This window comes from Mesorhizobium sp. M0833 (genome assembly GCF_040319905.1).
Classification (GTDB): Bacteria; Pseudomonadota; Alphaproteobacteria; order Rhizobiales; family Rhizobiaceae; genus Mesorhizobium.
Genome location: NZ_JAMYOQ010000001.1, coordinates 171,843 through 186,197, shown reverse-complemented (window position 1 = coordinate 186,197; position 14,355 = coordinate 171,843). Strand labels below are relative to the sequence as shown.

General features: G+C 61.7%; 12 protein-coding genes and 1 pseudogene. 2 read left to right on the top strand and 11 right to left on the bottom strand.

Annotation, left to right across the window (positions count from 1 at the left end):
• Positions 1 to 18 precede the first annotated feature (18 nt).
• The 3 genes from NKH98_RS00850 to NKH98_RS00840 form a co-directional block, all read right to left on the bottom strand.
• Positions 19 to 768: an enoyl-CoA hydratase-related protein gene (locus NKH98_RS00850; RefSeq protein WP_352702289.1), complete on the bottom strand. Its 750-nt coding sequence runs from the start codon at positions 766 to 768 to the stop codon at positions 19 to 21.
• A 15-nt stretch (positions 769 to 783) separates the two neighbouring features.
• Positions 784 to 1,422 carry an acyl-homoserine-lactone synthase gene (locus NKH98_RS00845; protein ID WP_023677342.1) on the bottom strand — a complete coding sequence of 213 codons (639 nt, stop codon included), beginning with the start codon at positions 1,420 to 1,422 and terminating at the stop codon, positions 784 to 786.
• Between the two features lie 97 nt (positions 1,423 to 1,519).
• Positions 1,520 to 2,251 (bottom strand): helix-turn-helix transcriptional regulator, encoded by a 732-nt coding sequence (locus NKH98_RS00840; RefSeq protein ID WP_254816321.1) that lies wholly within the window; start codon positions 2,249 to 2,251, stop codon positions 1,520 to 1,522.
• A 271-nt stretch (positions 2,252 to 2,522) separates the two neighbouring features.
• Here NKH98_RS00840 and NKH98_RS00835 point away from each other — a divergent pair, with 271 nt between their 5' ends.
• Positions 2,523 to 3,374, top strand: coding sequence for an ABC transporter substrate-binding protein (locus NKH98_RS00835; RefSeq protein WP_352895947.1), 852 nt, complete (start codon positions 2,523 to 2,525; stop codon positions 3,372 to 3,374).
• An 8-nt stretch (positions 3,375 to 3,382) separates the two neighbouring features.
• On the opposite strand, the gene NKH98_RS00830 is transcribed toward NKH98_RS00835, so the two are convergent.
• On the bottom strand, positions 3,383 to 3,793 hold the full coding sequence (locus NKH98_RS00830; protein WP_352895944.1) for a tellurite resistance TerB family protein: 411 nt from the start codon (positions 3,791 to 3,793) through the stop codon (positions 3,383 to 3,385).
• Between the two features lie 246 nt (positions 3,794 to 4,039).
• Here NKH98_RS00830 and NKH98_RS00825 point away from each other — a divergent pair, with 246 nt between their 5' ends.
• Positions 4,040 to 5,695 carry a lysine--tRNA ligase gene (locus tag NKH98_RS00825; RefSeq protein ID WP_352895942.1) on the top strand — a complete coding sequence of 552 codons (1,656 nt, stop codon included), beginning with the start codon at positions 4,040 to 4,042 and terminating at the stop codon, positions 5,693 to 5,695.
• Here the strand turns inward: NKH98_RS00825 and NKH98_RS00820 are convergent.
• From NKH98_RS00820 to NKH98_RS00790, 7 genes and pseudogenes are all read right to left on the bottom strand, one after another.
• Positions 5,658 to 6,481, bottom strand: a pseudogene (locus NKH98_RS00820) (thermonuclease family protein). The gene NKH98_RS00825 and the pseudogene NKH98_RS00820 overlap by 38 nt on opposite strands.
• Positions 6,482 to 6,492: 11 nt before the next feature.
• Positions 6,493 to 7,137, bottom strand: coding sequence for a S24 family peptidase (locus tag NKH98_RS00815; protein WP_352644339.1), 645 nt, complete (start codon positions 7,135 to 7,137; stop codon positions 6,493 to 6,495).
• 81 nt (positions 7,138 to 7,218) lie between these two features.
• Complete coding sequence (locus tag NKH98_RS00810; protein WP_352895940.1) at positions 7,219 to 9,438, bottom strand: 3-hydroxyacyl-CoA dehydrogenase NAD-binding domain-containing protein; 2,220 nt, start codon at positions 9,436 to 9,438, stop codon at positions 7,219 to 7,221.
• 12 nt (positions 9,439 to 9,450) lie between these two features.
• Positions 9,451 to 10,659 carry an acetyl-CoA C-acetyltransferase gene (locus NKH98_RS00805; RefSeq protein WP_352895938.1) on the bottom strand — a complete coding sequence of 403 codons (1,209 nt, stop codon included), beginning with the start codon at positions 10,657 to 10,659 and terminating at the stop codon, positions 9,451 to 9,453.
• A 17-nt stretch (positions 10,660 to 10,676) separates the two neighbouring features.
• Entirely contained in the window at positions 10,677 to 11,132 is a 456-nt protein-coding gene (locus NKH98_RS00800) for an OsmC family protein (protein WP_254816313.1), read from the bottom strand.
• Between the two features lie 8 nt (positions 11,133 to 11,140).
• Positions 11,141 to 12,310, bottom strand: coding sequence for an acyl-CoA dehydrogenase family protein (locus NKH98_RS00795; protein WP_352895936.1), 1,170 nt, complete (start codon positions 12,308 to 12,310; stop codon positions 11,141 to 11,143).
• Positions 12,311 to 12,547: 237 nt separating this feature from the next.
• Positions 12,548 to 14,344, bottom strand: coding sequence for an acyl-CoA dehydrogenase (locus NKH98_RS00790; RefSeq protein WP_352895934.1), 1,797 nt, complete (start codon positions 14,342 to 14,344; stop codon positions 12,548 to 12,550).
• Positions 14,345 to 14,355 lie beyond the last annotated feature (11 nt).

Genomic DNA, 14,355 nt, shown 5'->3' with positions numbered 1-14,355 from the left:
CTCATCGATACGCGGCTGTCATGCCGCCAGCCGGGCAATCCGCTGCAGTCGCTTCAGCGTAGTGTCGTCCTGCAGCGCCTGCTGGAAAAGCGAGATCTCCTGGTCGATGCGGTCGCAGAGCGCGCCGGTGTCGCCCCTAAGCAGGTCGCGCGTCTGCTGCAGCGCCGCGACAGGCTTCTTGGCGAGTTGCCTGGCTCTTGCCAACGTGGCTTCCTCGACGCTGGCGTCCGTCACGATCTCGCCGACAAGGCCCAGTGCCCTGGCATCTTCGGCGGCGAGCGTGTCGCCCAGGCAGAAGAAGCGGAACGCCCCGGCATAGCCGAGCTTCTGCGGCGCCAGGATGCTGGTCGCCGCGTCCGGCACCAGGCCGAAATCGACGAACGGCACCCGAAACGTGCTCTTGCTCGAGGCGATCACCATGTCGCAGTGGAACAGGATGGTGCAGCCGACGCCGACGGCGTCGCCGTCGACACAGGCAAGGACCGGTTTCGGGAATGTCGCCAGCGTGCGAAACATATCGGTAACGGCGTCGATCAGTCGCCGATGTTTGGTGGCGTCGAGAAATTCGGAGAAATCGGCGCCGAGGCAGAAGCACCCGGCCAGACCGCGCAGGACCACGACGCGGACGTCGTCGTCGGCAGCGGCTTCATGGAATGTCCTGGCCAGGCTTTCATAGGCCAGCCTGTCCAGCACCGGGCGGCCGTCACCCGACGATACCGTGACGATCAGCGTGTGATTGCGGAATTCTGCTTTTGAATGAACGTTCATGGCCTCTCTCCAATCTCACGAGGCGCGTCTCTGTCCGAGCATGTCCGGGTACCCTCTGGCCAGCACCGGCGCAAAGTGGTTGCGGCGCGAACGCACCACGTCGAGCGTGTGCTCGTTGAAGGTGAGCAGTGTGGCAACCACCTGCTGGTTGCCATAGGTACGCTGGTAACCGAGCGGCGTTGCCAGGAAATGCAGCTGCAGCGCGCGAAGCACCCACATCGGCTCGAATTCGATGATAACCTGGTTGACGTTGCGCTTCAGACCCCACTCGACGAAGCCGGCGATCAGCTCCGTGCCGACCGTCGACACGCCGCGCCGGCCGTCGCGGAACCCCGGTGCAACCGCATAGCGGGTCAGTTCATAGACATTCGGGCCCGACGGTGGGGTTCCCTCATAAAGGTCCGCCAGCACATCGGTTAGAAGATGTGCCCGAGTCGTCGGCAACATCCGCTGGTAACCGGCGAGCTCGCCATTGCGGATGACGATCTGGTGCACTGCCTCGTCGTGGTCGAATTGATCGATCTCGAGGCCGTCGGGGCGCTGCAGATCGGTCCATCCCATCTCTTCGACGAAAACTCTGTAACGCAAACGATGAACTGCCTCCCAGAGGTCGGGCCGTTCCATCAATTCCTGGGTCGTGAGGGAAAAAAGCATTTGCCGTCTCCTAGTTTCAATAGGAAGATACGGCCGTGCTTCCCCGAAAAAATTACGCGATCGCGTAGGCAAGAATTTCTAGGCCGGCGCGGCCGACCTAGTTAATATAGCCGCGCCTTATCGCTTCCGCGACGGCCTGGACCCGGTTGACGGCACCGAGTTTGCTTTTGGCGTTAAGAAGGTGTTTCTCTGACGTGTGTTCAGAAATGCCGAGAATTTGTGAAATCTCCCATTCGGACTTGCCAACGGCGGCCCATTGCAAGCATTCGCGCTCACGCGGCGTCAATTCGACATGGTCGATGGTTTTGCCCGCCATAGTGTGGAGCTGCATGGCGCGGCCAATCGCATAAGTCGAGACCAGCGACACAAGCCCGAATTCGGCGCCCGACAATTCGACAGCCTCGCCGCCTAGCGACACCATGACGATCTGGCCATCGAGCGTGATCAGCGGGAAGGCCAACCCGTCGCGCAGCTTGAATTCACCGGCGTCACCCATGACATCGCCGCCGCTCTTGCCGATACGGATGCCCTGAGACGCTTCCCGCCACTGGAATGGCGCTTGAAGCTGCTTCATGTGACTGACGACTGGGTCGTGATCGACATAGTTGCGCGCAACGTAGCGCTCAAGCCATTCGGCCGGCCAGTCGCAAAGCAACACATGGTCCTTTTGCCGATTTCTCGGCGTGCCGGGTTGCGGAACCGTCCCGGCCATGAGCGCCGTCAGCCCGAACCCGCTTGTTACCCCCAGCAGCTTTTCGCAGACGGCGGCCGCTGTACCGGCGTGCTGCAACTGATCTATCAACTCCAGGGTACGATCGAAATGACCCATCGCAACATCTACCCCATGTTGCCTTCCGCTCTTGAGACCAATGGCAGCGATCAACCCGCACTATGCCATCAACCCCGGACTGCAAAGCTGCTCCCTTTGTGCGGCCTACCGCTCCTCTTCAGCCGGCATCACACAGTCATTTGCAAACTCACTAAACAATATCCCTAAATCGTCACGATGAAACCAAAAACCGTTGTGCCTGTGTTATTTTCGTACAAAAAACTGTGTTATTTCGTACTAAAGTCGGGGCAAGACCGGACGGAGTCGTTGCGTGGCGTTTCGGCGCATATCCATTTCATTGATCTCGATATTGATCGGAGCGCAATCGCTTGCGGCTGATGCGCTCGCCGCGGAGCCGCAGGTGCCGGTGTTTTGGGACGCCAAGGAGCGGCTGCCAAAGCCGGACCTTTCGATGCTGCCGCGGCTGCGATTCCTGACCACCACGGATTTCCCGCCGTTCAATTTCCTCGATGGGGCAGGCCGGCTGTCGGGCTTCCATGTCGACCTGGCGCGCGCCATCTGCGCCGAGCTCGGCATTGCCGAAAAATGCCAGATCCAGGCGCTGCCCTGGGCCGAGATCGAAGGTGCGCTCGGGAAAGGCGAAGGCGAAGCGATCATTGCCGGCATCGCCGCGACGCGGGAGTCGCGGTCGAAATACGCATTCTCACGCCCCTACCTGCAATTTCCGGCACGCTTCATCATGCTGAAGACACAGGCGCTGACCGAACCAATGTTCGACAGGCTGCGCAGCAAACGTGTCGGCGTGATAGCCGATTCCGCGCATGAGCGGATGCTGCGCACTTATTTCGGCGACGTCCAAATCGTCCCCTTCGCAAAGCCGGAGGAGCTTTATGGCAAGCTGAAAGCCGGCAAGATCGACGCCGCCTTCGGCGACGGCATGCGTTTCGCCTTCTGGCTCGGCGGCTCCGATGCGGCTGGCTGTTGCCGCTTTGCCGGCGGCCCCTATCTGGCGCCCGAATACCTCGGCTCGGGCATGGCGATCGCCACCAGGGCCGACGACCCGGCATTGGCGGCCGCTTTCGACTACGCACTGCAGGAAATTTCGGTGAAAGGTACGTTCGCCGAGTTTTATCTTCGCTATTTTCCGGTCAGCTTTTTCTGACTGCCGGCTCAGGTCAGCGTGCGAAGGCGCGCCTTGGCGGCTCGCGCGATGGCGGCGACCGTCAGCGCATCGAGATCGAGTTCCCGGCGGACGAGCTGTAGCACGCGCACCTCCTCCAGGCGCATTTCGAGATCGACGGCCGCAACCTCGAAGGCGGCGGCATAGGCAGTGTCACGCAGCCGTTCGGGCAGCGCCTCGGCGACACGCGCCAGGACGCCCTCCAGCCCGTCCTTTTCCTGAAGCATTTCCTGGCAGGCCTGGGCGACATCGACCAGCCGCTCCTGATTGAAATCCTCAAACACCGGCCAGGATCGAACGACGTCACCGATCCGCGCCAGTTCGATGTCGGTCATGTCGCGGTCCGACGCCGAGGTGATGACCATCAGGTAGATCATGGCTTCGTGCGGCGACAAAGACATTTAGAACTCCTTGAGATGGGTCCCGAAGTTAGGAACGAGAGACCGGCGCCGCAAGGAAAAAGAGCGGCGATCGTTGGCGCTCCGGTCACGCTTGGAATTTGATCCATCCCGACTAATTGGGACCGGAGCTCTCAATCTTCTTGCCTGATCGCGGTCCTGCCCTGAAACCGGGTTCCACTTTTCGGGATCATGGTCTAGAGCATGCGGCTGCCGGCATGGATGCCGGCAAGTTGCAGGAATAGCATCATGGCCGAACAACAGCCGATCGATCTCAGCCCGGAACTCCTCACCGCCGCCGCCGAAAGCAAGGCGTGGCCGTTCGAGGAAGCGAAAAAGATCGTCGCTCGCTACGCGATCGGTGGCTACCCGGAAACGGTGCTGTTTGAGACCGGCTACGGCCCGTCCGGCCTGCCGCATATCGGCACGTTCGGCGAGGTGGCGCGTACATCTATGGTGCGCCACGCCTTCCGCGTGTTGACTGAAGACAAGGTCAAGACGCGACTGCTGTGCTTCTCCGACGACATGGACGGATTGCGCAAGGTGCCGGACAATGTGCCTAACAAGGACATGCTGCGCGCCTATCTCGGCAAGCCGCTGACCAGGATACCGGACCCTTTCTCCAATGAGTATCCGTCGTTCGGCGCCGCCAATAACGCACGGCTGCGCGCTTTCCTCGACCGTTTCGGCTTCGATTACGAATTCGCTTCCTCGACCGACTATTATACTTCCGGCCGCTTCGACGCGACGCTGCTCAAGATGCTCGAGCGCTTTGATAAGGTGATGGCAATTATGCTGCCGTCCCTGCGCGAGGAACGGGCGCTGAGTTATTCGCCCTTCCTGCCGATCCATCCCAACACCGGGATCGTCATGCAAGTCGCGATCGACGAGCGCAAGCTCGACGCCGGCACCATCGTGTGGCGCGATCCGGACACCGGCGAGCGCTTCGAGACGCCGGTGACCGGCGGTCATGCCAAGCTGCAATGGAAGCCCGATTGGGCGATGCGCTGGGCAGCACTCGGCGTCGATTACGAGATGTCCGGCAAGGATCTGATCGATTCCGTCAAGCTCGCCGGGCAGATTTGCCGCGCGCTCGATGCTCCGGCGCCAGAGGGCTTCAATTATGAGCTGTTCCTCGATGAGCACGGCCAGAAGATCTCGAAGTCGAAGGGCAATGGGCTAACCATCGACGAGTGGCTAACTTACGCGCCGACCGAGAGTCTTAGCCTTTATATGTTCCAGCGCCCGCGAACGGCGAAGAAACTTTATTTCGACGTTATCCCGAAGGCAGTGGACGAGTATTATACGTTCCTCTCTGCCTATCAGAGGCAGGACTGGAAGGAGCGGCTGGGCAATCCGGTCTGGCACATGCATGACGGCAATCCCCCGGCAGTCGACCTGCCGGTTCCGTTCTCGCTGCTGCTCAACCTGGTCAGCGCCTCGAATGCCCAAAACAGGAGCGTGCTGTGGGGTTTCATTTCGCGCCACGCGCCGGGTGTGACGCCGACGACCCATCCCGAGCTCGACCGGCTGGCCGAATATGCCATCCGCTATTTCGACGATTTCGTGAAGCCGGCGAAAGTGTATCGTGCCGCCGACGCGGTCGAGCGCGAGGCGCTGACCAAGCTTTCGGAAGCGCTCGCCGCGCTGCCGGCTGATGTCGACAGCGAGGCAATCCAGAACGCCGCCCTCAATGTTGCGCGCAAGATCGAGCGCTACCAGGATCATTCCAAGCAGAGCCCGGAGGGCGGACCCGGTGTCTCCGTCGCCTTCTTCCAGATGATCTATCAGGTGCTGATAGGTCAGGAACGTGGGCCGCGCTTCGGCTCCTTCGCCGCGCTCTACGGCATCGCCGAAACGCGCGAGCTCATTCAGCGGGCGCTGGCTGGTCAGTTGGCGGCGTGAGCGCGCCGTCCTGCTCCTCCAGGATCGAGCTAGGCACTACAGGTGCGGATCGCGACGCGGCAGGCCTGAAACGCTCGGCGGCGGCCCGAAGACGCCTTTTTTTGCTGCACGCGCCTTCTCGCCGGCTTCTACGTAAGGGCCGCCCTTGGCGGCGCGCGCCCAGCCATTTTCGACCAGCCATTGGCCGATATCCTGATTGCCGATCCGGCACTCGGCGGCGATCAGATCACGACCGCCTTCGGGCGGCACGGCACAGACCACAGCACGACTACGGAGAAAGGCGCGGAAGGCCGTTCGCGCCCGAATGCCGCAATTCCAGGACTCGCCGCCGTCGGTGCAAGTCTCCTCCTGCTTGACGATGTCGATACCGGAAACCGCAATCGAATAGCCCTTTGCTTCGATGACCCCGGCGGCCGACGCGACGGGCTGGAATAGTTTCGTGCCTTTCCAGTCGTCGGGCATTTTCGTTTTTGGCGGCTTGGGCGGTCCGGCCAATGCCAGATCGCTCAACGGGGCGCGCGGCTCTATCCGTTCAAGCTCGTTGGAACCGAGCTGCGGCGGCACCACGATTTCTGGATCGATTGCCCTCGAATGCGCCGCCTGCTTGGCCGGCACTGGTTTCGGGATGGCCGACGTAGCCGGCGCGGCGGGCTGCGGTTCAGCGCCGACCTGGATTTGCTCCCAGGGGCCGCCGCTTTCGCTCTGGACGGCACGGCCGCCGGCGACAATTGCCGTGGCCATCGCCGGGATCGCCAGAACAGCCAAGGCAAGGTGAGGCAGACGCACCGGCCCCGCGCCTACTGGCTTGCCCAAACAATCCGCGCCACCCATTCGACATCGCGCATGGGGATGTCGCGGTCCGGGTGATCGGGATTGAGGGAGACCAGCGCGATCGACTTCGGTGTCTGGCGGTCGAGCACCTTGGCCATCACCTCGCCGGCATTGGTCTTGACGACGACGCGATCGCCCTTTCGTATGGTAGCTCCCGGCTCGACGATGAGGACATCGCCATTGCGGTAGAGCGGCAGCATGGAATCGCCCTGGACCTTCAACGCATAGGAGGTTTCGGTTGCCCGTGCCGGCAATTCGATCAGGTCCCATCCCTGCCCCGCCGGAAACCCGGCATCGTCGAAGAAGCCGCCGGCGCCCGCCTGGGCGAAGCCAAGCAGCGGCACCGACGATTTCTGCACGGGCAGTGCGCCGGAATTACCCCGGCCTTCGACCAGTCCTGCAAATTCATCCAGCGAGGCGCCGGTCGCCTCGATGATCTTGGCCAGCGATTCGGTAGACGGCCAGCGCGGCCGCCCATCTGAGGACAGCCGCTTCGATTTGTTGAAGGCGGTCGAGTCGAGGCCAGCGCGCCTGGCCAGTCCGGAGGCCGAAAGCGAATAACGCTCGGCAAGAGCGTCGATGGCGGCCCAAACGCGGTCGTGCGAGAGCACCTTGCTCTCCTTCGAAACAGGAAAAAATACCTTTGCTGTTCTACCCCTTGGCCGCCATCTTGTCCACCGCCGGAGACGGCGTCAGGCCGCCTCCTTGGCCTCGTTCCTGGTATAGGGATCGAAGCGCTCGTAGAAGGTCTCGCCCTTCTCGGCCATGTCGAGCAGCAGCTTCGGCGCCTTGAACTCGGCGCCGTATTTCTTCTGCAGGCGCTTGGCGAGTTTGACGAATTTCTTCGCGCCGATGCCGTCGATGTAGGACAGTGCACCGCCTGTATAGGGTGCGAAGCCGAAGGCCAGGATCGACCCGACATCGGCCTCGCGTGGGTCGGTAACGATGCCCTCTTCCATCACCCGTACCGCCTCAAGCGCGATGGTGACCAGCAGCCGCTGCTTCAGTTCCTCATAGTCGACCTGCTCCGGCGACAGCTGCGGGTAGAGGTCCCTGAGGCCTGGCCACAACTTCTTCTTTGCCGGTTTTGCCGGATAGTCATAGAAGCCCTTGCCGTTCTTGCGGCCCAAGCGACCATGCGTGTCGACCATCGTGTTGATCAGCGCCATCTGCTTCGGATCGACCGCCTTGTCGCCGAGGTCGCGCATGGTCTGCTTCATGATCTTCTGGGCAAGGTCGATCGCCGTCTCGTCGGTCAATGCCAGAGGACCGACCGGCATGCCAGCGGCTTTCGCCGCATTCTCGATCATCGGCGCCGGAACACCTTCGATCAGCATCTTGTAGGCTTCCGACATGTAGCGCAGTACGCAGCGATTGACGTAAAAACCGCGCGTATCGTTGACGACGATCGGCGTCTTCTTGATGGCGCGGACAAAGTCGATCGCGGTGGCCAGCGCCTTGTCGCCGGTTTTCTTGCCGAGGATGATCTCGACCAGCATCATCTTGTCGACCGGCGAGAAGAAGTGGATGCCGATGAAATTCTTCGGCCGCGCCGAATTCCTGGCCAGCGATGTAATCGGTATGGTCGACGTATTCGAGGCGAAGATCGTCGACGGCTTGAGTACAGCCTCGGCCTGTTCCGTGGCATCCTTCTTGACGGCCGAGTCCTCGAACACCGCCTCGACCACAAGATCGCAGCCGGCAAGATCCGCGTAATCGGCCGTTGGCGTGATCAGCGACAGCAACCGATCCTTATCCTGCGGCTTGGCACGGCCCTTCTTCACCTGATCCGAGATCAGGGTCTCGGAATGCGCCTTGCCCTTGGCGGCGGACTCCATGTCGCGGTCGAGCAGCACCACCGGAATGCCAGCCTTGGCCGTTACATAGGCGATCCCGGCGCCCATGAAGCCGGCGCCGAGCACGCCGATCTTCTTGAACGTCGTTTCCGGCACACCAGCTGGGCGGCGAGCGCCCTTGTTCAGTTCTTGCAGCGACACGAACAATGAGCGGATCATCGCCGCCGCTTCCCTGGTCTGCATGATCTCGGTGAAGTAGCGTTGCTCGATCCGCAAGGCGGTATCGAACGGCACCAGCAGGCCCTCGTAGACGCATTTCAGGATGGCGGCGGCAGCGGGATAATTGCCATAGGTCTCGCGGCGCAGAATGGCGATAGCCGGCGGCCACAGATTGGCACCTGCCACAGAATAGATCGGAGCGCCGGGCAGCTTGAAGCCCTTTTCATCCCATGGCGCCACCGGTTTCAAGCCGTTCTTGATCATCCCCTTGGCAGTTTCGACCAGCTTGTCCGCCTCGGCAATCTCATGGATCAAGCCCATTGACTTGGCCTTCTGCGGCGACAGCGTCTGGCCGGACGTCAGCATTTGCAGCGCCTGCTGCTGGTCGATCAGCCGCGGTACGCGCTGGGTGCCGCCGGCGCCTGGAAAAATGCCGATCTTCACTTCCGGAAGCGCCATCCTCACCTGGTCGGAATCAGCCGCGACACGGCCGTGGCAGGCGAGCGACAATTCGAAGGCGCCGCCCATGCAGGTGCCGTTGATCGCCGAAACCCACGGCTTGCCCGAGGTTTCCAGTTTACGGAACAGGCCATTCATAGCGCCCGCCTTGTCGAACAGCGCCTTGGTCGCCTTCTCCGGGTCCTTCGCCTTGTCGGCGGCGAAGCTCGCCAGCATCTTCTGCAGCATGGTGATGTCGGCGCCGCCCGAGAACGTATCCTTGCCGGAGGTGATCACCGCGCCCTTTATCACTGCATCGCTTGCCACTTTGTCGACGATGGCGTTCAGTTCGCGCATCACCTCCTCGGTGAAGACGTTCATCGAACGGTCCGGCATGTTCCAGGTGACCAGCGCAATGCCGTCGGCGTCGATGTCGAGGGTGAAATTGGTGTAGCTCATCAACTCTCTCCGTCAAACGCGTTCGATGATCGTTGCAGTGCCCATGCCGGCTCCGATGCAAAGCGTCACCAGCGCGGTGTTGAGGTCACGGCGTTCCAATTCGTCCAGCACCGTACCGAAGATCATCGCACCGGTGGCGCCGAGCGGATGGCCCATGGCGATGGCCCCACCATTGACGTTGATCCGGTCATGCGGAATGTCGAAAGCCTGCATGTAGCGCAGCACCACCGAAGCGAAAGCCTCGTTGAGCTCGAACAAGTCGATGTCCTGCAGCTTCATCTTCGCCCGCTTCAACAGCTTCTCGGTGACGTCGACCGGGCCGGTCAGCATCAGCACCGGCTCGGAGCCGATATTGGCGAACGCACGGATGCGCGCGCGCGGCTTGAGGCCGAGCGTCTTTCCCGCCTTTTTCGAGCCGAGCAGCACGGCCGCCGCGCCGTCGACAATGCCGGACGAATTGCCGGCATGGTGGACGTGGTTGACCTCTTCCACCTCGGGATGCTTCTGCACGGCGACGGCGTCGAAGCCGCCCATTTCGCCCGGCATGACGAAGGACGGATTGAGTGCGGCCAGCGACTGCATGTCGGTTGAGGGCCGCATGTGCTCGTCATGGTCGAGGATGGTCAGGCCGTTCTGGTCCTTGACCGAGATCACCGATTTCTTGAAGCGGCCCTCTCCCCACGCCTTGGCGGCACGCTTCTGGCTCTCGACCGCATAAGCGTCGACGTCATCGCGCGAAAAGCCGTATTTGGTGGCGATCAGGTCGGCCGATATGCCTTGCGGCACGAACCAGCCGGGCAGGCCGACCGAGGGATCCATGAACCAGGCGCCGCCGGAGGCGCCCATGCCGACGCGCGACATTGATTCGACGCCACCGGCAATGACGATCTCGTCGGCGCCTTGTGCGATCTTGGCGGCGCCGAAATTGATGGCGTCGAGGCCCGAGGCGCAGAAGCGCGATATCTGCATGCCGGGCGCCCTGGTGTCGTAGCCGGCCTCGAAGGCGGCGGCACGTGGAATGACCGCACCCGCCTCGCCAACCGGATCGACGCAGCCGAAGATGACGTCGTCGACGGTGCTAGTGTCCAGCCCGTTGCGGTCGCGGATGGCCTCGAGCACCTTGGCGCCGAGCCGCACCGCCGGCACTTCGTGCAGCGAACCATCTTTCTTGCCCCTGCCGCGCGGCGTGCGCACGGCATCATAGACATAAGCTTCGGCCATTGGTGATCTCCTGTGATCTAAAATCGGGGCTCGACCACCACTTCGGTCCGCACCGAATTGGCGATGAAACAGGCGTCGTGCGCCTTGTGATGAATGCTCTCGATCATAGCCGCATCTGCGTCGCATTCGACGAGCGGCCGAAGGGTGACATGTGTGATGGCTGTGCGCCCTTCAGCATTCTTGGCCATCAGGCCTTCGGCTTCGTCGTGATAAGATCGGACATTGAGCTTAGCGCGTTTTGCCAGATCCAAGAACCAGAGCATGTGGCAAGAAGAAAGCGAAGCGACGAACAGTTCTTCCGGATCGACGATCGTTGCATCGCTAAAAGGTGCCGGCACAATCGACGGCGATGCGGAAGCGGAGATGACCGCGCCACCATCAAAATGAAGTTCATGGACCCGGGAATAGCGGCCGGAAAGGAAATCCTCCCGTGCCCCCGACTTCCAGCGAAGCCCAGCAAAATGCTTCGACATGCGACCTCCTAAAGGCTCCGCCCGATCAGCAATTTCATGATCTCGTTGGTGCCGCCGTAGATGCGCTGGACGCGGGCATCGCGGAACATGCGGGCGATCGGATATTCATTCATGTAGCCATAGCCGCCATGCAATTGAAGGCATCCGTCGACGACTTTTCCTTGCAGGTCTGACAGCCAGTATTTGGCCATCGAAGCCGTCACCGGGTCGAGACCACCGTTAATATGGCGGGCAACGCAGTCATTATAGAAGACGCGGCCGATGGTCGCCTCGGTCTTCAATTCGGCAAGCTTGAACTGGGTGTTCTGGAATTCGATGATGGCCTTGCCGAAGGCCTTGCGCTCCTTGACGTAGTCGATGGTAAGCGCCAGAGCCCGCTCGACCATGGCAATAGCAGTGGTGCCGATCTGCAGCCGCTCCTGCGGCAATTGTTGCATCAACTGGACGAAGCCCTGGCCTTCGTCATTGCCGAGCAGGTTCGAGGTCGGCACACGCACGTCGTTGAAGAACAGTTCCGACGTGTCGTTGGCCTTGAGGCCGATCTTGTCGAGGTTACGGCCGCGCTCGAAACCCTCCACCTCGTCAGTCTCGACGACGATCAGCGAGATGCCCTTGGCGCCCTTCTCAGGATCGGTCTTGGCAACGACGATGATGAAATTGGCGAGCTGGCCGTTGGTGATAAAAGTCTTCGAGCCGTTGAGCTTGTACCGGTTGCCGTCCTTTTCGGCGCGCATCTTGATGCCCTGCAGGTCTGAGCCCGCACCCGGCTCAGTCATGGCGATGGCGCCGATCAACTCGCCGGTCGCCAGCCTCGGCAGCCACTTCTTCTTCTGCTCCTCCGAGCCGTAGTGGAGGATATAGGGGGCAACGATCGAATTGTGCAGGCCAATGCCGAACCCGTCGACGCCGACATGGCCGATCGCCTCGATGATGGCGCTCTCATGCGCGAAGGTGCCGCCCGATCCGCCATATTCCTCCGGCATCGAGGCGCACAGCAGTCCGGCAGCACCCGCCTTCTGCCAGCTTTCGCGGTCGACCATCTCGTTCTTCTCGAACTCGTCGTAACGCGGCGCGATCTCTTCCGACATGAAGCGGTGCGCCATGTTGTAAAGCATGCCGACCTCGTCCGCCGCCCAGGCGGGCTTGGGAAGGCTAAGGATTTCGGCGGGGTGGGTCATGGTTTCTCCCTCGCGCCGACGTCCCCCTGCCCTCGAGACGAGGGTGGCCGCGAAGCGGCCGGGTGGGGTCGCCGATGACTTGCTCGACCTTATCTTTTACAACCTGCGCCATGTGCCACGGCATTGCGATCATTTTCCTCCAAGGCGTGCACCAGAATGGAGGTCGGCGCACTGCAGGCAGGACCCCTCCCGGCCCTTCGGGCCACCCTCCCCTCGAGGGGCAGGGGAACGCCGAAGCTAGAACGCTTCCGCCGCCAGTGCCATCAATGTGTCGGCACCGCTGGAGATGCGGGCAAGATGCGCCGACGTCTCCGGCATAATCCGCTCTATGAAGAAGCGCGCCGTCACCAGCTTGTTGTCGTAGAAAGACGAAGCGCCGTCGGGACCATCAGCCAATTTCGCTGCGGCCACCTTGGCCATCCGGGCCCACATATAGCCCAGCGCCACCAGGCCGAAGAGATGCATGTAGTCGGTCGAGGCGGCACCCGCATTGTCGGGCTTGGCTATGCCGTTCTGCACCAGCCACACCGTCGCCGCCTGCAGATCGTCGAGGCCCTTTTTAAGCGCCTTGGTGAAGGGCGCCATCTTCTCATCGGTGCGGTTCTCCTCGCAGAACTCTCCGACTTCCCTAAAGAAGACTTGGACCGCGCGGCCGCCATTCAAGGCCAGCTTGCGGCCGACGAGGTCGAGCGCCTGGATGCCGTTGGCACCCTCATAGATCATGGCGATGCGGGCATCGCGGACGAACTGGCTCATGCCGTGTTCTTCTATATAGCCGTGGCCGCCGAACACCTGCTGCGCCATTACCGCATGATCGAAACCCTTGTCGGTGAGCACGCCCTTGACCACCGGCGTCATCAGGCCGGTATAGTCGTCTGCGACCTGGCGATCTTTGTCGTCACCGGAGCGGTGAGCGATGTCGGACTTGATCGCCGTCCACAGCGCCAGCGCGCGGCCGGCCTCGTTGAACGCCTTCATGGTCATCAGGCTGCGGCGGATGTCCGGATGGACGATGATCGGATCGGCCTTCCTGTCCGGCGCCTTCGGTCCTGACAGCGAGCGGCCCTGCAGACGGTCCTTGGCGTAGGAAACCGCATTCTGATAGGCGACCTCCGATAGTGAGAGCCCCTGCAGGCCGACGCCAAGCCGCGCCTCATTCATCATGGTGAACATTGCTTTCAGCCCGCCATTGGCCTCGCCGAGCAGCGTGCCTTCAGCGTCGTCGTAATTCATGACGCAGGTCGAGTTGCCATGGATACCCATCTTCTCCTCGATCGAGCCACAGGAGACGGTGTTCTTCTCGCCGGGATTGCCTGAGACATCGAGCTTGAACTTCGGCACGATGAACAGCGAGATGCCCTTCACGCCATCCGGCGCGCCCTCGATACGGGCCAGCACCAGGTGGACGATATTGTCCGACATGTCATGCTCGCCGGCCGAGATGAAGATCTTCTGGCCGGAGATCCTGTAGGTGCCGTCGCCATTTGGGACGGCCTTGCTGCGCAGCAGGCCAAGATCGGTTCCGCAGTGCGGCTCGGTCAGATTCATGGTGCCGGTCCAGGCGCCCTCGACCAGCTTCGGCAACCATGTTGCCTTCTGCTCTTTGGTGCCATGGGTGATGATCGCAGCGATCGCGCCTTGCGTCAGGCCGGCATACATCATCAGCGACATATTGGCCGACACCATGTATTCGGCAACCGCGGTGTGCACCGCGTAGGGCAAGCCTTGCCCGCCAAACTCGACAGGTGCGGCGAGCCCCATCCAGCCGCCTTCGCGATACTGGTCGAAGGCCTCCTTGAAGCCTTTCGGCGTCGTTACCGAACCGTCGTCATGGCGCACGCAACCTTCCGTGTCGCCGACACGGTTCAGCGGCTGCATCACGTTTTCAGCGAGTTTCGCCCCTTCGGCAAGGATGGCCTCGAGCACATCCGGCGTGGCGTCGGAAAATCCGGGAAGATTGGAATAGCGCTGATACCCCAGCACTTCGTTCAGCACGAACAGCGTGTCCCGGATCGGCGCCTTGTAGATCGGCATGCGTTTTCCTC